This is a genomic window from Streptomyces sp. RPT161, from assembly GCF_027533845.1.
GTDB classification, from domain to species: Bacteria; Actinomycetota; Actinomycetes; order Streptomycetales; family Streptomycetaceae; genus Streptantibioticus_A; species Streptantibioticus_A silvisoli_A.
On sequence record NZ_JAPZVN010000011.1, the window covers coordinates 21,655 to 39,343 of the forward strand.

Annotated in this window: 21 protein-coding genes; 12 read left to right on the forward strand and 9 right to left on the reverse strand. The window is 72.5% G+C overall.

All coding sequences use genetic code 11. From position 1 onward, the window contains the following. Window positions 1-27 precede the first annotated feature (27 nt). The 3 genes from O5O46_RS21470 to O5O46_RS21480 all read left to right on the forward strand — a co-directional run bounded on the left by O5O46_RS21470 (window position 28) and on the right by O5O46_RS21480 (window position 2,774). Window positions 28-594 (forward strand): Clp protease N-terminal domain-containing protein, encoded by a 567-nt coding sequence (locus tag O5O46_RS21470; RefSeq protein WP_269857146.1) that lies wholly within the window; start codon window positions 28-30, stop codon window positions 592-594. 12 nt (window positions 595-606) lie between these two features. Then, window positions 607-1,602: an EamA family transporter gene (locus tag O5O46_RS21475; protein WP_269857147.1), complete on the forward strand. Its 996-nt coding sequence runs from the start codon at window positions 607-609 to the stop codon at window positions 1,600-1,602. A 170-nt stretch (window positions 1,603-1,772) separates the two neighbouring features. Continuing rightward, window positions 1,773-2,774, forward strand: coding sequence for a DMT family transporter (locus tag O5O46_RS21480; protein WP_269857348.1), 1,002 nt, complete (start codon window positions 1,773-1,775; stop codon window positions 2,772-2,774). Here O5O46_RS21480 and O5O46_RS21485 read toward each other — a convergent pair. Both O5O46_RS21485 and O5O46_RS21490 read right to left on the reverse strand, forming a co-directional pair. Beyond that, entirely contained in the window at window positions 2,764-3,414 is a 651-nt protein-coding gene (locus tag O5O46_RS21485; RefSeq protein ID WP_269857148.1) for an FMN-binding negative transcriptional regulator, read from the reverse strand. The two genes, O5O46_RS21480 and O5O46_RS21485, sit on opposite strands and share 11 nt — an antisense overlap. Then, window positions 3,408-4,082, reverse strand: coding sequence for a pyridoxamine 5'-phosphate oxidase family protein (locus O5O46_RS21490; protein ID WP_269857149.1), 675 nt, complete (start codon window positions 4,080-4,082; stop codon window positions 3,408-3,410). The genes O5O46_RS21485 and O5O46_RS21490 overlap by 7 nt, the downstream gene beginning before the upstream one ends. Window positions 4,083-4,117: 35 nt before the next feature. Here O5O46_RS21490 and O5O46_RS21495 point away from each other — a divergent pair, with 35 nt between their 5' ends. After that, complete coding sequence (locus O5O46_RS21495; RefSeq protein WP_269857150.1) at window positions 4,118-5,449, forward strand: aminotransferase class I/II-fold pyridoxal phosphate-dependent enzyme; 1,332 nt, start codon at window positions 4,118-4,120, stop codon at window positions 5,447-5,449. Between the two features lie 11 nt (window positions 5,450-5,460). On the opposite strand, the gene O5O46_RS21500 is transcribed toward O5O46_RS21495, so the two are convergent. Further along, window positions 5,461-6,429, reverse strand: coding sequence for a DMT family transporter (locus O5O46_RS21500; protein ID WP_269857151.1), 969 nt, complete (start codon window positions 6,427-6,429; stop codon window positions 5,461-5,463). A 75-nt stretch (window positions 6,430-6,504) separates the two neighbouring features. On the opposite strand from O5O46_RS21500, the gene O5O46_RS21505 reads away from it, so the two are divergent. Next, a complete protein-coding gene (locus O5O46_RS21505) occupies window positions 6,505-7,404 on the forward strand; it encodes a LysR family transcriptional regulator (RefSeq protein WP_269857152.1) in 900 nt (299 codons plus the stop codon). Window positions 7,405-7,602: 198 nt separating this feature from the next. On the opposite strand, the gene O5O46_RS21510 is transcribed toward O5O46_RS21505, so the two are convergent. After that, window positions 7,603-8,061 carry a pyridoxamine 5'-phosphate oxidase family protein gene (locus tag O5O46_RS21510; RefSeq protein WP_269857153.1) on the reverse strand — a complete coding sequence of 153 codons (459 nt, stop codon included), beginning with the start codon at window positions 8,059-8,061 and terminating at the stop codon, window positions 7,603-7,605. Between the two features lie 71 nt (window positions 8,062-8,132). Here O5O46_RS21510 and O5O46_RS21515 point away from each other — a divergent pair, with 71 nt between their 5' ends. Next, window positions 8,133-8,777, forward strand: a complete 645-nt coding sequence (locus tag O5O46_RS21515) for an isochorismatase family protein (RefSeq protein ID WP_269857154.1) — start codon at window positions 8,133-8,135, stop codon at window positions 8,775-8,777. On the opposite strand, the gene O5O46_RS21520 is transcribed toward O5O46_RS21515, so the two are convergent. Further along, window positions 8,760-9,260 carry a Rieske (2Fe-2S) protein gene (locus tag O5O46_RS21520; protein WP_269857155.1) on the reverse strand — a complete coding sequence of 167 codons (501 nt, stop codon included), beginning with the start codon at window positions 9,258-9,260 and terminating at the stop codon, window positions 8,760-8,762. The two genes, O5O46_RS21515 and O5O46_RS21520, sit on opposite strands and share 18 nt — an antisense overlap. A 92-nt stretch (window positions 9,261-9,352) precedes the next feature. Next, complete coding sequence (locus O5O46_RS21525) at window positions 9,353-11,446, reverse strand: prolyl oligopeptidase family serine peptidase (protein WP_269857156.1); 2,094 nt, start codon at window positions 11,444-11,446, stop codon at window positions 9,353-9,355. A gap of 83 nt (window positions 11,447-11,529) precedes the next feature. Between O5O46_RS21525 and O5O46_RS21530 the strand changes: the two genes are divergently transcribed. From O5O46_RS21530 to O5O46_RS21550, 5 genes are all read left to right on the forward strand, one after another. Next, window positions 11,530-12,378 carry a HipA family kinase gene (locus O5O46_RS21530; protein ID WP_269857157.1) on the forward strand — a complete coding sequence of 283 codons (849 nt, stop codon included), beginning with the start codon at window positions 11,530-11,532 and terminating at the stop codon, window positions 12,376-12,378. Next, window positions 12,375-12,758, forward strand: coding sequence for a DUF3037 domain-containing protein (locus O5O46_RS21535; RefSeq protein ID WP_269857158.1), 384 nt, complete (start codon window positions 12,375-12,377; stop codon window positions 12,756-12,758). Before O5O46_RS21530 ends, O5O46_RS21535 begins: the two co-directional genes overlap by 4 nt. Before the next feature lie 145 nt (window positions 12,759-12,903). Next, the gene (gene fabG, locus O5O46_RS21540) at window positions 12,904-13,683 is read left to right on the forward strand and encodes a 3-oxoacyl-ACP reductase FabG (RefSeq protein WP_269857159.1); all 780 of its coding nucleotides are present in this window, start codon (window positions 12,904-12,906) and stop codon (window positions 13,681-13,683) included. Between the two features lie 45 nt (window positions 13,684-13,728). Continuing rightward, entirely contained in the window at window positions 13,729-14,487 is a 759-nt protein-coding gene (locus O5O46_RS21545) for an SDR family oxidoreductase (protein ID WP_269857160.1), read from the forward strand. Between the two features lie 147 nt (window positions 14,488-14,634). After that, entirely contained in the window at window positions 14,635-15,315 is a 681-nt protein-coding gene (locus tag O5O46_RS21550; RefSeq protein WP_269857349.1) for a uracil-DNA glycosylase, read from the forward strand. 41 nt (window positions 15,316-15,356) lie between these two features. Here the strand turns inward: O5O46_RS21550 and O5O46_RS21555 are convergent, their stop codons facing one another. Beyond that, window positions 15,357-15,758: a DUF3224 domain-containing protein gene (locus O5O46_RS21555; protein ID WP_269857161.1), complete on the reverse strand. Its 402-nt coding sequence runs from the start codon at window positions 15,756-15,758 to the stop codon at window positions 15,357-15,359. 173 nt (window positions 15,759-15,931) lie between these two features. Between O5O46_RS21555 and O5O46_RS21560 the strand changes: the two genes are divergently transcribed. Next, window positions 15,932-16,405 carry a hypothetical protein gene (locus tag O5O46_RS21560; protein WP_269857162.1) on the forward strand — a complete coding sequence of 158 codons (474 nt, stop codon included), beginning with the start codon at window positions 15,932-15,934 and terminating at the stop codon, window positions 16,403-16,405. 7 nt (window positions 16,406-16,412) lie between these two features. Here O5O46_RS21560 and O5O46_RS21565 read toward each other — a convergent pair whose 3' ends face one another. After that, the gene (locus tag O5O46_RS21565) at window positions 16,413-16,988 is read right to left on the reverse strand and encodes a hypothetical protein (RefSeq protein WP_269857163.1); all 576 of its coding nucleotides are present in this window, start codon (window positions 16,986-16,988) and stop codon (window positions 16,413-16,415) included. Between the two features lie 117 nt (window positions 16,989-17,105). Further along, complete coding sequence (locus O5O46_RS21570; RefSeq protein ID WP_269857164.1) at window positions 17,106-17,612, reverse strand: DinB family protein; 507 nt, start codon at window positions 17,610-17,612, stop codon at window positions 17,106-17,108. Between the last annotated feature and the right edge of the window lie 77 nt (window positions 17,613-17,689).

Consider the following 17,689-nt stretch of genomic DNA (forward strand, 5'->3'; position numbering starts at 1 on the left):
GCGCTATGTCCTGATGGGGTGAGAGTCGTGCACAGCGACACCCGTCCCGGAGAACCCACCAGCGCCAGAAGCGGACCGCAGTTGAGCGCGGAACTGCTGTCGGTGGTCTCCAGCGCGCGTCGGCGTGCCTCCCGGGACGGGGACCGCCAGGTAGACACGGCCCATCTGCTGCACTCCCTGCTGGAGTCCGACCCGAGGGCGCGCGAGGCGCTCGCCGCCGGCAGCGCCGACGGCACCGCGCGGGTCGCCCGGGTGCTGGCGTACCTGGTGCAGCGCACCATCGGTTACGGCATGCAGTGGCGCGGCACCGTCGAGGACTCCGGCGCCCTGCCGGTCCTGGCCAGGGACGTCGCGCCAGGCTGCAGCCCGTCCGCCGTCGTCGCGCTGGACGAGGCCGGGCACCACGCGACGGCGCGCGGCGCTGCCGCCGCCGACGGCGTGGACCTGCTGGCCGCCCTCGCCGCCGACCCCGAGTGCCGGGCCGTGGAGGTGCTGCGGGCCGCCGGGTTCGACCCCGCCCGGCTGGCCGCCACCCTGCCCCGGCACGGCACCGCGCTGGAGCACCTGGGTGAGGGGCCGACCCTGGCGGGCTGACATGATGACCCGATGGAAGGGATATCGGGGACGACGGCGCGCAGATCCGGCCTGCTGCCCGCGCTGACCTCGGCCGTCGCGTTCGGCGGTTCGGGCGTCGCGGCCAAGCCGCTGATCGAGGCCGGGCTGGCCCCGCTGCACGTGGTGTGGCTCCGGGCCGCCGGTGCCGCGGTGGTCATGCTCCCGGTGGCGCTGCGCCACCGGGACGTGCTGCGCCGCCGCCCCGGATTGCTCGTCGGTTACGGCCTGTTGGCCGTCGCCGGGGTACAGGCCTGCTACTTCGCCGCGCTCTCCCGGATTCCGGTAGGGGTCGCACTGCTCGTGGAGTACCTGGCGCCCGCGCTGGTGCTGGGCTGGGTGCGGTTCGTCCAGCGGCGGTCGGTGAGCAGGTCGGCGGCGATCGGCGTGGTACTGGCCGTGCTGGGCCTGGGCGCGGTGGTCGAGGTGTGGCACGGGCTGAGCTTCGACCCGCTCGGACTGCTGCTCGCGCTCGGCGCCGCGTGCTGCCAGGTGGGCTACTTCATCCTCTCCGACCACGGCAGCGAAGGGGACGACCCGGTCGACCCGCTGGCGGTCATCGCCTACGGGTTGCTGATCGGCGCCGTGCTGCTCACCGTGGTCGCCAGGCCCTGGGAGATGCACTGGCGGGTGCTGGCCAGCCAGGCGGCGCTCGGCGACAAGTCGGTGCCCGCGATCCTGCTGCTGGCGTGGCTGGTGCTGGTCGCCACCGTGGTCGCCTATCTGACCGGAGTGCTGTCCATCCGCCGGCTGTCCCCGCAGGTCGCGGGCGTGGTGGCCTGCCTGGAGGCGGTGATCGCGACGGTACTGGCCTGGTTCCTGCTCGGCGAGAAGCTGGGTGGTTGGCAACTGGCCGGTGGCGCCGCGGTGTTGGCCGGTGCGTTCATCGCCCAGACGGCCACACCGAAGGCCGCGACCGATGCCGTCGCCGGATCGCTGGCGGATCCGGCCCAGGACAAGGGGTTGTCCGACACCACGAGCCACGCCTAGGGTGGCGATCATGCACCAGACAGTTCTCCCGCCTCCCGCCGCCTAGCGCGGGTGGCGAAGCCACGGAAGACCGGCTCGGGGTCACGGACCTGACCGAGCGGGTCGTCGCCGCCCGCACCCGGGATCACGCGACCACCTGACTCTTCCGTTGGAGAACGCCCGTGTCACGCATGTCCGGCCGGACTGCCGGCCGTCCCCTGCCCGTCGGGCGGGGCCTGCTCTACGTCGCCTTCGCCGCCACCGCCTGGGGAACCGCGGGCGCGGCGGCCGCCCTGCTCTACCGGGTCGGCGACTTCGGCCCCATCACCCTGTCCTTCTGGCGCTACGTCGGCGGCCTGGCGCTGCTGCTCCCGGTGCGGGCCATCGGCCGCCGTGGTCGTCCGGCGGCCGGCCCGGTCGCCGAGCCGCGCCGCAGGGTTGTCCGCCGCATCCTGGTCACCGGTGTCGGGCTGACCGTCTTCCAGAGCGCGTACTTCGCCTCCGTCCAGTCCACCGGACTCGCCGTCGGCACGGTGGTCACGCTGGGCGCGAGCCCCGTACTGGTCGCGCTCGGCGCCCGGCTCACCATGGGCGAACGGCTCGGCAGGGCCGGGGCGTTGGCGGTGCTCGGCGCCTTCGCGGGGCTGGCCGTGCTGCTGCTCGCCGACGACGGCGGCGCATCCGGCGCGGTGCGTCCGGCGGGCGTGGGCTGGGCGCTGCTGTCGGCCGCGGGCTACGCCTGCATCACGCTCCACACCCGTTGGACCGCCAGGCGGGGCGGCGGCACCGATCCACTGACGACCACGATGTGGGCGTTCGCCGTCGGCGCCGTCTGCCTGCTGCCGCTCGCGGCCATGGACGGCCTGTGGCCGCAGGTGCACGACGTCGGCCGCGCGCTGTCACTGCTCGGCTATCTCGCCTCGGTGCCCACGGCACTCGCCTACGCGCTGTACTTCGCGGGCGCGGCGGTGGTGCGGGCGGCCACCGCCTCGGTATTCACCCTGATCGAACCGGTGGCCGCCGGAGTGCTCGCCGTCGTACTGCTCGGTGAACGCCTCACGGTGTCAACGGTGTCGGGCACCGTGATCCTGATCGGCGCGGTGACCGCCCTGGCCATAGCCGAAACCCGAGGCGCCCGCACCGAGTGGGCGGTACACCGGGCCGCCCGCGAGGAGGAGGCGGTCAGCTCCTAGCCTCCGGGGGCGCCGCGAGGCGGCGCAGCTGGTGTTCGCGGGCCGCCGCGTCATGGCCGGTGGCCCGCCGCGCCAGCAGACCGGTGACCCGCTGCTGCATGGCACGCGGCTTGTTGCCGCCGTACTTGAACTTGGCCCGGACATCGGCGACTTCGAGCCGCAGCCCGCGGATCCCGGGCAGCATCCGGCCGAACGGCGGCTGTCCCGGCGCGACCTCGGCGTAGTCGCCGTCCGGCTGGAAGTGCGCCAACTGCCGGTGCAGCAGCTCGGCCTTCAGTTGTGCGTCGTCCACGATGTGGGCGACGCACAGCAGCTGTACGGCCGCGTAGAAGCTGGTGGGGGTGCCGTGCTCGGGCGGCGCGCCGTCCGGGGCGTGCCAGGGGCCGGGGACGAACACGTAGTCGTCGACCACGCTCAGCGTGACGCGCGGGGCGGCCTCCAGCGCGGCCCAGATCGGATTGGGCCGGGCCAGATGCGTGACGACCTCGGCACGCTCGGGGTCGTAGGCGAAGTGCAGCGGCTGGACGAACGGCGGCTCGCCGTCGAGACCGTTGACCGCGAGCTGGCCGAAGTCGTGGGTGCCGAGCCAGTGCCGCCACTCGTCGTCGCCGAGGGCCGCGTCCCAGGGGTGGATCAGCATCGACTCTCCTGGCGGGCTCCGAGGTACGTGGGCACGGCGATCGACGGGTCCAGGTCATCGGCCGGGATCGGCGGCCCGTAGCCACGGGTGACCGGCAGGACACCGCTCCAGTGCGGCAGTTCCAGGTCCGCGTCGTCGTCGTTGGGACCGCCGGTGCGGATCTTGGCCGAGACCTCGGCCAGGTCCAGGCGGATGACGGCGGTGGCGGCCAGCTCCCTGGCGTTGGCGCGCCGCGAGTCGTCGGCGCGGCCCGGCACGATGTGGTCGACCAGCGCGTCCAGCGCCTCGGCGCGCTCGGCCGGGTCGGTCACCTGGTGGGCGATGCCGTGCACCACCACCGATCGGTAGTTGATCGAGTGGTGGAACGCCGAGCGGGCCAGCACGATCCCGTCCACATGCGTGACCGTGAGGCAGACCGGCAGACCCCCGTCCTGCCGGGCGCCGCGCAGCGCGGGGGAGCCGGTGGAACCGTGTGCGTAGAGACGCTCACCGACCCGCGCGTAGAGGGTGGGCAGCACCACGGGCGCGCCGTCGCGCACGAAGCCCAGGTGGCAGATGTAGCCCTCGTCCAGTATCGAGTGCACGGTCTCCCGGTCCCAGGAACCGCGCTCCGGTGAGCGGGTGGGCACCGTGCGCTCGGTGCGCGGGTACGAGGTGGTGGCCGCCATCGCATCCTCCTTTGCACTAGTGCATAATGTAGTTTGTGCTAGGAGAGTATCGGATCACTGGGCGGCGCGCTACGGAGATCGCCGCCGACGTCGAACGTGCCATCGGCGACGGGGAGTTGCAGCCCGGCCAGGCGCTGCCGCCGCTGCGGGAACTCGCCGGGCGGTTGAGGGTGAACCCGAACACGGTCGCCGCCGCGTACCGGCTGCTGCGCGACCGGGGGGTCATCGAGACCGCGGGCCGGCGCGGCAGCCGGGTACGGCACCGCCCGGCCAGCACACCACGCGAGGAACTCGGCGTGGTGGTGCCGCCCGGCGCCCGCGACCTGTCCAGCGGCAACCCCGACCCGGCGCTGCTGCCCCCGCTGGACGACGCGCTCGCCGCCGCGGCGAAGGCGAACGCCGAGCATCCCATGCTGTACGGAATGCCGGGCGTCAACCCGGAGTTGGCAGCGCTCGCCCGTGCCGGATTCGACACCGACGGTGTGCCGGACGGTCCGGTCACCGTCACCTCCGGCTCCCTCGACGCCATCGAGCGGGTACTGGGAGCCCATCTACGGCCCGGTGACGCGGTCGCGGTCGAGGACCCCGGCTGGGGCGGCCTGCTCGACCTGATCCCGGCGCTCGGACTGCGGACCGTACCGGTGGCCGTGGACGACGACGGACCGCTGCCTGGCGGTGTGGAGCGGGCGCTGCGCTCCGGCGCCCGGGCGCTGATCGTCACCGACCGGGCGCAGAACCCCACCGGCGCGGCCGTCACCGAGACCCGTGCCCACGCACTGCGGGAGGTCCTCGCCGCCCATCCCGACGTACTGCTCATCGAGGACGACCACGGCCACGCCATCGTCGACCTGCCGCTGCATCCGCTGGGCGGCAGCACCCGGCACTGGGTCGTCGTCCGGTCCGCCGCCAAGGCGTACGGCCCCGATCTGCGGATCGCCGTGCTCACCGGCGACCCGACCACCGTCGACCGGGTGCAGGGCAGGTACCGGCTCGCCGCGGGCTGGGTCAGCCAGCTGCTGCAGAGCGCCCTGCTGCACCTGTGGCGGACCGGCGCGGTGGACCCCGCGGCGGTCGCGGCCTCGTACGGACGGCGGCGGGACGCGCTGGTCGCCGCGCTGGCCGAACGAGGGGTGGCCAGCCATGGGCGCAGCGGAATGAACGTGTGGGTCCCGGTGCCCGACGAGACGGGGGCGATGCTGCGGCTCCAGCAGAGCGGCTGGGTGGCCGCTCCGGGCGCCCGGCACCGACTGGCCTCCCGGCCGGGGGTACGGGTGACGGTCTCACCGCTGGCCCTGGGCGAGGTCGACGCCGTGGCCGAGGCGGTGGCGCTGGCGGCGCGGCCCGGCGGGGGACTGCGGTACGGGTGACGGTGTGCCGCTCAGCGTGACCGGGTCTGGGTCAGGGCCGCGCCCATCAGCACGATCACCGCGCCCACCGGCTCGTTCCACGTGAGGTGTTCGCCCAGCACGAAGACACCGGCCGTCGTGGCGACCACGGGGACCAGATAGGTGACCATGGTCGCGATGGTCGGGCCGGCCTCCTGCACGAGCCCGTACTGCACCAGGAACGCCAGGCCGGTGCCCAGCGCGCCGAGCGCCACCACCGAGAGCACCGAGGCGATCGGGAACGAGCTGGGCGGCGAGGTGAACAGCGGTGTGACCACGGCCAGTTGGAGGGTGCCCAGGGCCAGCTGCCCGGCGGACAGTGACAGACTGGACTCGCCGGTGTTGGCGAGCGTACGGCGCACGTAGATCCAGCCGACCGCGTAGCTGGCCGAGGCGATCAGCGCGAGCGAGGTGCCCAGCGGGTCCTGCCCGGAGAAGCCCTGCCACGCGCCGAGCACCGTCAGCACGCCGGCGAAGCCCAGCCCGACCCCGGCCAAGCGGCGCCGGGTCGGCCGGTCCTCGGCGAGCGCGACCACCGACAGCAGCATGCTGAACAGGGGGGTGGTGGCGTTGCAGATGCCCGCCAGGGTCGACGGAATGGTCAACTCCGCGTAGGCGAACAGGGAGAACGGCAGGGCGTTGAGCAGGAAGGCGGCCACCAGCAGATGGCCCCACACCCGCCCGGCGCGCGGCAGCCGCTGGCGCTTGACGGCCAGCACGGTGACCAGCACCGCCGTTCCGAAGACCATCCGGCCCAGGGTGACCTGGAGCGGGGCGAACGCCTCCGTGCCCACCTTGATGAACAGGAAGCTGAACCCCCAGATGAGCGCCAGCGCGAGGAACCGGATCCGCCAGTCCACCGCACGGCGGCGCGGGGCGGGGTCACTCACAGGGGAGGCGGCGGTGGGGGAGCCGGAAGCGGGCGAGGCGGAGGTGGCGGCGGAACTCGTGGTGGCGCTCATGGCAAGCAGGATGCCGGGAGGTCATCTCTTAGGACAAGTGAGTTTTCGTGAGAATGATGGCGTAGTGTTTCTTATATGTTGAGTCTGGAGCGCCTGCGTATCCTGCACGCCATCGACGCCTACGGGTCGGTCAGCGCCGCGGCCGACGTGCTGCATGTGACCACGTCCGCGATCTCCCAGCAGATGGGCAAGTTGGAGCGGGAGACCGGTCAGCAACTGCTCGCCAAGAACGGCCGCGGGGTGCGGCTGACCGATGCGGGACGGCTGCTGTCCGGTCACGCCGACCGCATCCTGTCCATGGTCGAGCTGGCCCACTCCGACCTTGAGGCGCACCGCGGGGCGCCGGTCGGGACGCTGGCCATCGGGGCCTTCCCGACCGCGGCGCGCGGACTGTTCCCTCGGGTGCTGGCCGCGCTGCGGGACGAGCATCCGCAACTGCGCCCCTATCTGGAGGAGATGGAGCCCCGGGAGGCGGTGCCGCGGCTGATGCGCGGTGACATCGACCTGGCGGTGGTGCTCGACTGGTACAACAAGCCCCTTCCGCTGCCGGACGGGCTGGCCAAGGCCGAACTGCTCGACGACGTCGCCGATGTGGCGGTGCCCAGTGGGCATCCGCTGGCCGGGCGGGAGTGGTGCGACCTGGAGGACTTCGCCGGTGACGACTGGATCGGCTGGCCGCCCGGTGAGTTCTGCCACGAGTGGTTGGTGTTCACCCTGCGGGGCAAGGGGCTTGAGCCGCGCATCGCGCACGCGGCTGAGGAGCACCACACCCAACTGGCGCTGGTGGCCGCCGGTTTGGGGGTCGCGATCACCCCGCGTCTGGGGCGTGGCCCGGTCCCGGAGGGCGTCAGTATCGTGCCGGTCCGGCACACCATGCGCCGCCACGTCTACGCGGCCTGGCGCGCCGACGCGGACCGCCGCCCTTCCATCAGGGCGGCGGTGGACGCCCTCCGCCGAGCAGGCGCCGAGCGGTAGCACTTCGGGCGGAAGGTGTCGGGGTGTGACCGGTCCCACGCGGGGGTTGGGGGTGCCCAGAACCACCCCGCTGCGACGGCGAGCAGATCGGACGGCGGGCTCGGCGACCGTATGGCCGCGCTGCGCGACGGCCGGATCGCGCGAACGGCGACGCCCAACAACCCGCACCCCCAGCCGGATTAAATCCGCCCGAAGGGCTTACTGCTTGCGAAAGTCCCATGAAACGATGTGTTCCGGTGCAAGCCGGAGCCATCCATGGCGGCCGTCGTGCGGCATGCGTGCAAGGCCGAAGTGCCTCCCGGCGAACAGCCCTTCCGGAACAGCGAGTTCCGCGCACGGCGCCCCCGTGCGCGGTGCCTCGCCGACGAACTCGACGGTGCCGCAGAGTTCGACACCCCGCAGTTCCCCGTACTCCTCGCCGTCGTCCACGATCACCGCGATCCGCGGGTCGGCCAGCAGGTGGGCCCAACGGCGGCTGCGCACAAGGGAGTACAGCCACAGCGCGGCGCCGTCCCAGGCGAACCAGAGCGCGCTGACATGCGGCGTGCCGTCCGCCGAGACGGTGGCCACCCGGCAGGTGCGCTGTCCGGCGAGGTAACTGTCCAGTTCCCGCGGCGACATCATGATCCTGCGGCCGCGCCGCTGTGCGGTGCTCATCGGCGCCTTCCCCTCACCCCGAAACCTGACGTAGCGTCAGGATAACGGTAGGTCGGGCCGGGAGGAACGCCATGGCGGAACGGGAACCACTGGCCGCGCTGGTCGAACCCGCGCACACCGCGCTGCTCACCGTCGAATGCCAGCGCGGCGTCGTGGGGCCCGGCAGCGCACTGCCGGAGCTGGCCGTCGCCGTACGCGCCGACGGCACGCTCGCCCGGGTCGCAGCCCTGGCGGACGCCGCCCGCGCCGCAGGGGTGGCCGTGCTGCACGCGGTCGCAGAGCGTCGCCCGGACGGCCTCGGCGCCAGCCGCAACGCACCGCTGTTCCGGGCGGCCGAACGCCGCCCGGTGCGGCAACTGGCCGGAACGCCCGCCACCGAACTCGCCGACGAGATCGCCGTCGCCGCCTGCGACCTCGTCGTCCGCAGGCTGCACGGCCTGTCGCCGCTGGCCGGAACCGAGGTCGACGCGCTGCTGCGCAACCTCGGCGTCCGAACCGTCGTCATCACCGGGGTGTCGCTCAACATCGCGGTGCCCAACGCCGTGTTCGACGCCGTCAATCGCGGCTACACGGCCGTGGTGCCCGCCGACGCCGTCGCCGGGGTGCCCGCCGACTACGCGGCCGCTGTGCTCCGGCACACCCTGGCGCTGGTCGCGACGGTCACCACGACCGAGGCCCTGCTCGCCAGTTGGCGCGGGTCAGGCCAGCTTCACTGAACCGCCCTCGACGGTGATCTTGGTGGGCGCCAGCGGCTGGGTGGCCGGACCCTCGGCCACGCTGCCGTCCGCGATATGGAACTTGCTGCCGTGGCACGGGCAGTCGATGGTGCCGTTCTTCACCTGGTTGACTGTGCAGCCCTGGTGGGTGCAGACCGCGGTGAACGCCTTGTACGTACCGGCGGTCGGCTGGGTCACCACCACCTGCTTGTCCGGGAACACCTTCCCACCGCCCTGCGGTATCTCCGAGGTCTTCGCCAGCATGGTGCCGCCGCCGTTGCCACCCGCCGGTGCGGACGAGGAACCCGCTGCCGACGAGGAGCCGGACGCCTGGCTGCTGCTGTCCTGGGAGGGCGTGGAGGAGGCCGAGTTGTTGGACCCGCCGCACGCCGCCAGTGCGGCGCCGAGGCCGACGGCCCCGGCCGCCGCGACCACGGTGCGGCGGGAGGTTGATACCGGGGAGCCGGAAGTCTGGTGCTCCATGGGTCACGTCCTTCGATGAGGTTGTCGCCAAGTGCGTCGGGCGGCGCGCCGTTCCGACGCCCCTTCCCATACGGCTCGCGGGCCACTCGCGTTCAACGGCCCGCGCCATCCGTGCGGCCGAGCGCGTCGCGCAGGAAGTCCCGCTGGAACAACAGCAGCCGCTCGACGGCCCGCGCGCCCAGCACCGCGTGCGATACACCGGACAGCGGAAGTACGGTGTGCGGCCGCCCGGCGGCCAGCAGCGCGGCGGACATCCGCAGGGTGTGGGCGGCGGTCACGTTGTCGTCGGCGAGTCCGTGCACCAGCAGCAGCGGGCGGCGCAGCCGCGGCGCGTCGGCGATCAGCGAGCAGCGGTCGTAGTTCTCCGGCTGCTCGTCCGGGTGGCCGAGGAACCGCTCCTCCCAGTGGGTGTCGTACAGCCGCTGGTCGAACGGCGCGGCGCCGGCCACCGCCGCGTGGAAGACGTCCGGCCGCCGCAGCACAGCCGCCGCGGCGAGATAACCGCCGTACGACCAGCCGCGGATCGCGGTGCGCGTCAGGTCGAGGTCCCGGCAGTGCTCGGCGGCCCCGAGCACCGCGGTGACCTGGTCCTCAAGAGCCGCGCTGAGCTTGTCACCGTGGAACGCCTTCTCCCAGAGCGGCCCGCGCCCGGGCGTGCCGCGCCCGTCCGCGACGACCACCGCGAATCCGGACTCGGCGAACCACTGCGCCTCGCACAGCCACCAGTCGCGGGTGGCCACGGCGAGCTGCATGCCGTGCCCGGCGTACGGGCACAGCAGCACCGGAAGCCGGGTGCCCGGCGCGTACCAGGACGGCAGCAGCAGCGCGGTGCGGATGCCCCGTTCCCCGGTGCGCAGCCAGCTGATCCGGGGCGTGACCACCGGCCGTTCGGCGAACGAGGCGACAGCGCCGACCGGTTGGCCGTCGCGCAGCACGGTGAACGCGCGGCCGTCCGCCGTGCGGCTGTCCAGCACGACGGTCCGGCCGCCCAACGCGGCGGTGTGCACTCCTGGTTCGGTGCTCAGCCGCGTCAGGCCCTCCTCGGGATCACGGGACCAGACGTGCACCTCGGTGGGCTCCTCGCTCGTGGTGAACAGCACCCGTTCACCACTGACGCCCAGCACCTCGCGCAGTTGCCGTCCGGGGGGCGTGACCGCGCCGTCACCGATCGACAGCCGCCGGGTGTCGTCCCGCTCGTCCGGGCGCACCAGGCGGCCGGACGCGGTGCGCGCCGGGGTGCCGGGCACCAACTGCACCCAGGCGGGGTCGTGTTGCTCGTGTGCCAGCGCGGTCGCACCGGTTTCCGGATCCACTTCGAGCACCCGTACCGTGCGCTGGTCCCGGCTCTGCACGGTGACCAGCGGGCCGTGCGCGTCCCACACGGCGGCGGCGACGTACTCGAAAGCCGCCCGGTCCCAGGCCACTTCGGTCCGGCCGCCGGCCAGGTCCACGATGTGCAGGGTCACTTCGGCGTTGGCGGTGCCAGCCACCGGATACGCCATGGAACGCGGCGCACGGTCGGGGTGGGCCGGATCGGATATCCACCATCGCTGCACGGCGGATTCATCGACCCTGGCGACCAGCAGCCGGGAGCCGTCCGGCGCCCACCAGTAACCACGTGACCGCCCCATGGACTCAGCCGCCGCGTGCTCGGCCAGGCCATAGCCGATGTGCGGTCCCTCGGCCCGCGCCAGCATCCGGTTCGTACCGCCGTCCAGCTCCACGACGTACATCGCACCGCCGCACACATAGGCGATGCGCGCGCCGGTCGGATCCGGCCGCGGATCGACCAGCGGCCCGACCGTGCGCACCGGACGCGGTGTGCCGTGAGCGGTGTCCACCGTCCACAGCCGTCCGCCCAGCGCGAAGGCGACGGTGCGCACGGCCGTGTCCGTGGCGTAGCCGACGATGCCCACGGCGCGCTCCCTGGCCCGCTCGCGACGGGTCAGCTCCTCGGGTGGCAGCTCCGCGTCACCCGCGTCCAGCTCGGCGGGATCCGCCAGCAGGTGTTCCGTGCCGTCCTGGTACATCCACAGGCAGCAGACCGGGTCATCTCCCGCCCGGCTGCGCAGGAACAACACCCGCTCCCCGTCGGGTGACACGGTGAACGCGCGGGGCGCGCCATAGGTGAAGCGTCCGGTACGGGCCAACTGGCTGGGAAACTCCGCGGAGTCGAAGGCAACCATGAGCGGACCATGGCAGAACGGCCGTCGCCGGGCACCCCATATATCCGTCGAAGGCATGCCCTTGTGCCCAGTAACCTGGCGGAATGCTTCCTGAAGTGACCGCGATCCGCTATGTCACGCCCTTGCGTGAGGGCGGATCGGTGCCCGGAATCGTCGAGGCCGACGATCTGGGTACATATGTGGCGAAGTTCATCGGTGCGGCGCAGGGCCGCAAGGCGCTGGTCGCCGAGGTCGTCTGCGGTGAACTCGCCCGGCGGCTGGAACTGCGGGTGCCCGAGCTGGTACGGCTGAACTTCGACCCGGTCATCGCGCTGGGTGAACCCGACACCGAGGTACAGGACCTGCTCAAGGCCAGCGGCGGGCTGAACCTCGGCATGGACTTCCTGCCCGGCTCCGTCGGCTTCGACCCCATCGCCTTCGAGGTGGACGCGAGCCAGGCCGCACGGGTCATCTGGTTCGACGCGCTGGTGAACAACGTCGACCGCTCCTGGCGCAACCCCAACATGCTGATCTGGCACCGCGAACTGTGGCTGATCGACCACGGCGCCGCCCTGATCTGGCACCACAACTGGAAGGGCGCGCAGGCCTCCGCCGCCAAGCCGTACGACGCCACCGACCACGCGCTCGCCCGCTTCGTCACCGCCGCCGAACTGGCCGCGGCCGCCGCGGAACTCGCACCGCGGATCACCGAGGCGCTGCTGCGCGAGGTCACCTCGCTGATCCCGCAGGAGTGGCTGCTGGACGAACCGGGGTTCGGCACGCCCGACGCGGTGCGCAGCGCCTACGCCGACGTGCTGGGCGACCGGGCCGCCACCATCCACGACCGGATCCAGCTGTCCGCGCCGCCGAAGAAGGCCGAAGCCCCACCGGAGTGGCTGCGCACCTGGGTCGAGGGCAAGGCCGCCGGATCGCGGCAGGAGGACGGCCGATGACCGCCCGTGACGTCTTCGAGTACGCGCTGGTCCGCGTCGTCCCGCGAGTCGAACGCGGTGAGCAGATCAACGCCGGTGTCCTGGTGTACTGCAGGGCCCGGTCCTTCATCTCCGCCCGCATCCACCTGGACGAGGCACGGCTGCGCTGTCTCGACCCGGACGCCGACGTGGCCGCCGTGCGCTCCGCGCTGCGCGCCGTCGAGTGCGTCTGCGCGGGCGGGGAGCTGGCCGGGCAGGCGGCGGGCGACGACCCCGGCCGCCGGTTCCGCTGGCTGACCGCGCCGCGCAGCACCGTCGTCCAGCCCGGCCCCATCCACACCGGCCTGACCGCGGACCCGGCCGCCGACGCGGACCGGCTGCTCGACCTGCTGGTGCGCTGAGCCGACGGCCCGGTCGGCCCGTGCCCTGAGCCACATCTGGCGCCGGGCCGTTGACAGTGGGTCACCACCCTCCTACGGTTTCGTGCACGGGACGTACTAAGCGGTCGCTCACATGTGGCACCGCACCTTAGGGCGAGGAGAGCAGATGTCCACCAGCGAGCAGCCCCTGTCCGCCGAGCAACGCGTCGCGATCGTCACCGGTGCCGCCCGCGGCATCGGCGCGGCCACCGCCGTGCGGCTGGCCGCCGAGGGCCGCGCGGTCGCGGTGCTGGACCTGGACGAGGCGGCGTGCAAGGACACCGTCGAGAAGATCACCGCGGCGGGCGGAAGAGCCATCGCCGTGGGCGCCGACGTCTCCGACGAAGCACAGGTGGAGGCCGCCGTCACCAAGGTCGCCGAGGAACTCGGCGCGCCCACGATCCTGGTGAACAACGCCGGTGTGCTGCGCGACAACCTCCTGTTCAAGATGAGCGCGTCGGACTGGGACACCGTGATGAACGTGCACCTGCGCGGCGCTTTCCTGATGACGCGCGCCGTGCAGAAGCACATGGTGGACGCCAAGTTCGGCCGGGTCGTCAACCTCTCGTCCAGCTCCGCCCAGGGCAACCGCGGCCAGGTCAACTACTCGACGGCCAAGGCCGGACTCCAGGGCTTCACCAAGACCCTGGCCATCGAACTCGGCAAGTTCGGCGTGACCGCCAACGCCGTGGCGCCCGGCTTCATCGCCACCGACATGACCGCCGCCACCGCCGCCCGCGTCGGCATGGACTTCGAGGACTTCCAGAAGGCCGCCGCCAGCCAGATCCCGGTCCAGCGGGTCGGCCAGCCCGAGGACATCGCCAACGCCATCGCGTTCTTCACCAGCGACCAGGCCGGATTCGTCTCCGGCCAGGTGCTCTACGTCGCCGGCGGCCCGCTCGACTGACAACGGCGCACACACAGCAGACGCGAGGGAAAGGCACCCAGCACCATGACCACTCAGCCAGACAGCGGCCGGGTCGCGATCGTCACCGGCGCCAGCCGCGGTATCGGCTACGGCGTCGCCGAGGCACTCGTCGCCCGCGGCGACCGGGTGTGCGTCACCGGACGGAACGAGGACGCCCTCAAGGAGGCCGTCGACCGACTCGGCGCCGACCGGGCGATCGGCGTCGCGGGCAAGGCACACGACGAGGCCCACCAAGCGGAAGCCGTGGCCCGCACCATGGAGGCCTTCGGCCGGGTCGACTTCCTGGTCAACAACGCCGGAACCAACCCGGTGTTCGGGCCCATCGCCGAACTCGACCTCGCGGTGGCCCGCAAGGTCTACGAGACCAACGTCATCTCCGCGCTCGGCTTCGCCCAGCAGACCTGGAAGGCCTGGCAGAAGGAGCACGGCGGCGCCATCGTCAACATCGCCTCGGTCGCCGGACTCGCCCCGTCGCCGTTCATCGGGGCCTACGGCATGAGCAAGGCGGCGCTGATCAACCTCACGCTGCAGCTCGCCTCCGAACTGGCACCGGGCGTACGGGTCAACGCCATCGCCCCGGCCGTCGTCAAGACCAAGTTCGCCGCGACCCTCTACGAGGGTCGCGAGGAGGAGGCCGCGGCCGGATACCCGCTCAAGCGGCTCGGCGTACCGGAGGACATCGCGGGCGCCGCCGCGTTCCTCCTCTCCGACCAGGCCGGCTGGGTCACCGGCCAGACGCTGGTGGTGGACGGCGGCCTGTTCCTCCAGGCCGGAGTGGCCTGAGCGGCCGCCACCTGGGCGGGTGAGGGGGCGGTGCGCCGGGTACCGCCCCCTCACCGTTGGGGGCGCGGCGGCGCCGTTGTCAGTGGGTGCCGGTACGTTCTGTGGTGAGTAACGGAACACGCACCGGAGGTCCTTGACGTGCCCAGCATGCTGCCCGAGTCCTGGCAGGCCGTCCTCGGCGAGGAGTTGGACAAGCCCTACTTCCAGGAGCTCACCGAGTACGTCGAGAAGGAGCGCGCCCAGCACAACGTGTTCCCACCTCGCGACGAGGTCTTCGCCGCCCTGGAGGCGACGCCGTACGAGCAGGTCAAGGTGTTGATCCTGGGGCAGGACCCGTACCACGGCGCGGGCCAGGCGCACGGGATGTGCTTCTCGGTGCGGCCCGGGGTGAAGACCCCGCCGTCGCTGCGGAACATCTTCAAGGAGATGCAGGCCGAACTGGGGCATCCGGTACCGGACAACGGATACTTGATGCCCTGGGCACGCCAGGGCGTACTGCTGCTCAACGCGGTGCTGACGGTACGCGAGGGCGAGGCCAACGCGCACAAGGGCAAGGGCTGGGAGAAGTTCACCGACGCCGTGATCAAGGCCGTCGCCGAGCGTCCCGACCCGGCGGTGTTCGTACTGTGGGGCAACTACGCCAAGAAGAAGCTGCCGTTGATCGACACCGAGCGGCACGTGGTGGTGCAGGGCGCGCATCCGTCGCCGCTGTCGGCCAAGAAGTTCTTCGGCAGCCGCCCGTTCACCCAGATCGACGAGGCCGTGGCGGCCCAGGGCCACCCGCCGATCGACTGGCGGCTCCCTGACCTCGGCGTGCCCGCCAAGTAGCCGCACCGCCCAGGGGCTGGTGCCCGGCGCGGTGCCAGGCGTCAGCCCAGGCCGTAGTCGAGGGCGTAGGTGGTGCTGGGCTCGCCGTGCCGGGCGATGAAGCTGCCGCCCCCCGTGATCCCGGCCAGCTCGCCGCTGCCGGAACCGGGGACCACCGTCAGGGCGCAGTGCACGGCGTCGCCCGCGAACCGCCCCCGGTGCTCGATCACGAAGGAGCCCCGGCGGCCCTCCACCGAACCGGTCAGATGCTCGTAGCCGCAGAACACGCCCTCGGTCGGCCCGGTGTAGGCGAGCGCGTACTCGACCACCCCGGACGCCTCCAGGGCGCCGGTGAAGGTGTTGGCCACCGAGGCCCGGCCGAGCCGGGCACCGCCTTCGGCCTCCGCCGAGGTGTCCTCCGCCCATCCGGAGAAGGTGAAGGTGCCGGTCACATGCCGCTTCATGGCTGCGCTCCTCGCTGTCGGCGCGACGGAATTGCGCGCTCCGGTCCGACCGCGCAATTCCACGATGCCCCGTTCACCGCCTCAGCGGTCTCGCCCTTCACGGTGATTGTCAGACCCTCCCGCTAGCGTCGTAACCACGACACACAGCGACCGCGCGACCACGGGAGGCGACGATGCCGGACGAGATGACCACCCGCATCGGGCAAGTGATCATGCTGCTGCACGGGGGCGACCGCGAGGAGGCGCGCAGTCGCTTCGCCACGCTGTGGCAGGAGATCGCCGAGGACGGATCACCGCTGCACCGCTGCACCCTCGCCCACTACATGGCGGACACCCAGGACGATCCGGAGGACGAACTGGCCTGGGACCTGCGGGCGTTGGGCGCCGCCAACGAGATCGACCGGGACGATGTCGCATGGCACGGCCATGTGCTCTCGATCCGCGGCTTCTACCCGTCGCTGTATCTCAACCTGGCCTCGGACTACCACAAGCTGGGCAGGAACGACATAGCGCGTGACTACCTCGGCAGAGCGTGGCAGACCTCCGACGCGCTCTCCGACGACGCCTACGGGGACGGGATCCGGGCCGCGCTCGACCGGTTGGAGCTGCGGTTGGCCGGGGCCGCCGGACCGGACCATCCGCGTTAGTCCGGCGTCATCTGCCGTAGGTCTGGCGGCAGATGCGGTCCGCTGGGCTGTCCGTCGCCCAGCGGCCGTAGGTCTCGCCGAGCCCGCAGACACCGCCGCTCCCGGCGGGTTGCCTCACCGGCGGCGGCGCCGGTGCCGGCTCGTCGTGATGCGTCGGCGGCGGGGGAGGCGGCGCCGGTCGCGGGTGCGGCCGCGGCGCGGCACGCGGCGGCACGGGGGGTGGCGGGAGAGCGGGGGCCGGGGGAGGAGACCCCAAGTCTCCCGCGGGCGCCCCCGGTTGCCCCCCGCCCGGTGGCTCGGCCATGGCGGCGCCACCAGCCCCGTCACCGGCCCGGCCGTTGGGCGCCGTGGTCGGTGTGGCGGAGGCGGGGTGGGCGGGAGGGGAGGGGGAGGGGGAAGCCCCCGGCGTCGGCTCGGTGGTGGTCAGTTCCTCGCGGGCGGGCTGTGGTGCGATCCGCATCATCGCCGGTAGCCGCGGCGCCGCCGGACGGCCCGGCGGGTCGGGCCGTTCGGAGACGTTGACGCAGCCGGTGAGCAGGGCGGCCGCCGCCGCGATGACGACCATTGCGGGAAATCGGCGCACCTGCCCAACTCTGGCCCGTGTCACGGTGGTTGGCCATTCCCCGCAGGGGTGATCGGCGCCCCGCGCCGCGTACACGGCCGCGCGGGCATCGTGGGCCGCGCGGCGGTGGTGGCCGCCCTACTCCCCGGTGACGCCGTCGATGCGCTCGCGGATCAGATCGGCGTGCCCGTTGTGCCGGGCGTACTCCTCGATCATGTGCACATAGATCCAGCGCAGCGAGTACGTGCCGCCGCCCCGGCGGGTCCCGGTGTCGTCCAGCGAGTGCGCCGCCGCCAGTCGCCTGGCGCGGTCGATCTGCTCCCGCCAGGTGGCGAAGGCCTCCTCGGTGTCCGCGCTGTCGAGGTCGTGGAACTCGCCGTCCCGGTCCTCGTCGGAGTAGTAGAGCGGCTTGGCGTCCTCCGCGCCCAGCACGTTGCGGAACCAGCCGCACTCCACCTCGGCCAGGTGCCGCACCAGGCCGAGCAGCGTCAGTTCCGACGGCGGAACGGTGGCGGTGCGCAACTGCTCGTCGGACAGTCCCTCGCACTTCATCGCCAGGGTCGCCCGGTGGTAGTCCAGCATCGCCTCCAAGGTGGTGCGCTCGTCCGCGGTGGTGGGCGTATCGGTTCGCTCTATCGCTGTCATGGCCGTCATCATGGCGCGGCCGACGGCCAGGCTTCCTGTTATTTTCCGCGGCGCGCCGCGGTCGGCTCCGCCCGCCG

What these genes read in the sequence shown, in the direction of transcription:
- O5O46_RS21505 (WP_269857152.1), top strand. Translation starts at nt 6,505, where the DNA reads ATGTTGAGTCTGGAGCGCCTGCGTATCCTGCACGCCATCGACGCCTAC.
- O5O46_RS21500 (WP_269857151.1), bottom strand. Translation starts at nt 6,429, where the DNA reads ATGAGCGCCACCACGAGTTCCGCCGCCACCTCCGCCTCGCCCGCTTCC.
- fabG (WP_269857159.1), top strand. Translation starts at nt 12,904, where the DNA reads ATGTCCACCAGCGAGCAGCCCCTGTCCGCCGAGCAACGCGTCGCGATC.
- O5O46_RS21555 (WP_269857161.1), bottom strand. Translation starts at nt 15,758, where the DNA reads ATGAAGCGGCATGTGACCGGCACCTTCACCTTCTCCGGATGGGCGGAG.
- O5O46_RS21550 (WP_269857349.1), top strand. Translation starts at nt 14,635, where the DNA reads ATGCTGCCCGAGTCCTGGCAGGCCGTCCTCGGCGAGGAGTTGGACAAG.
- O5O46_RS21560 (WP_269857162.1), top strand. Translation starts at nt 15,932, where the DNA reads ATGCCGGACGAGATGACCACCCGCATCGGGCAAGTGATCATGCTGCTG.
- O5O46_RS21570 (WP_269857164.1), bottom strand. Translation starts at nt 17,612, where the DNA reads ATGACAGCGATAGAGCGAACCGATACGCCCACCACCGCGGACGAGCGC.
- O5O46_RS21515 (WP_269857154.1), top strand. Translation starts at nt 8,133, where the DNA reads ATGGCGGAACGGGAACCACTGGCCGCGCTGGTCGAACCCGCGCACACC.
- O5O46_RS21530 (WP_269857157.1), top strand. Translation starts at nt 11,530, where the DNA reads ATGCTTCCTGAAGTGACCGCGATCCGCTATGTCACGCCCTTGCGTGAG.
- O5O46_RS21480 (WP_269857348.1), top strand. Translation starts at nt 1,773, where the DNA reads ATGTCCGGCCGGACTGCCGGCCGTCCCCTGCCCGTCGGGCGGGGCCTG.
- O5O46_RS21510 (WP_269857153.1), bottom strand. Translation starts at nt 8,061, where the DNA reads ATGAGCACCGCACAGCGGCGCGGCCGCAGGATCATGATGTCGCCGCGG.
- O5O46_RS21535 (WP_269857158.1), top strand. Translation starts at nt 12,375, where the DNA reads ATGACCGCCCGTGACGTCTTCGAGTACGCGCTGGTCCGCGTCGTCCCG.
- O5O46_RS21485 (WP_269857148.1), bottom strand. Translation starts at nt 3,414, where the DNA reads ATGCTGATCCACCCCTGGGACGCGGCCCTCGGCGACGACGAGTGGCGG.
- O5O46_RS21475 (WP_269857147.1), top strand. Translation starts at nt 607, where the DNA reads ATGGAAGGGATATCGGGGACGACGGCGCGCAGATCCGGCCTGCTGCCC.
- O5O46_RS21490 (WP_269857149.1), bottom strand. Translation starts at nt 4,082, where the DNA reads ATGGCGGCCACCACCTCGTACCCGCGCACCGAGCGCACGGTGCCCACC.
- O5O46_RS21520 (WP_269857155.1), bottom strand. Translation starts at nt 9,260, where the DNA reads ATGGAGCACCAGACTTCCGGCTCCCCGGTATCAACCTCCCGCCGCACC.
- O5O46_RS21545 (WP_269857160.1), top strand. Translation starts at nt 13,729, where the DNA reads ATGACCACTCAGCCAGACAGCGGCCGGGTCGCGATCGTCACCGGCGCC.
- O5O46_RS21525 (WP_269857156.1), bottom strand. Translation starts at nt 11,446, where the DNA reads ATGGTTGCCTTCGACTCCGCGGAGTTTCCCAGCCAGTTGGCCCGTACC.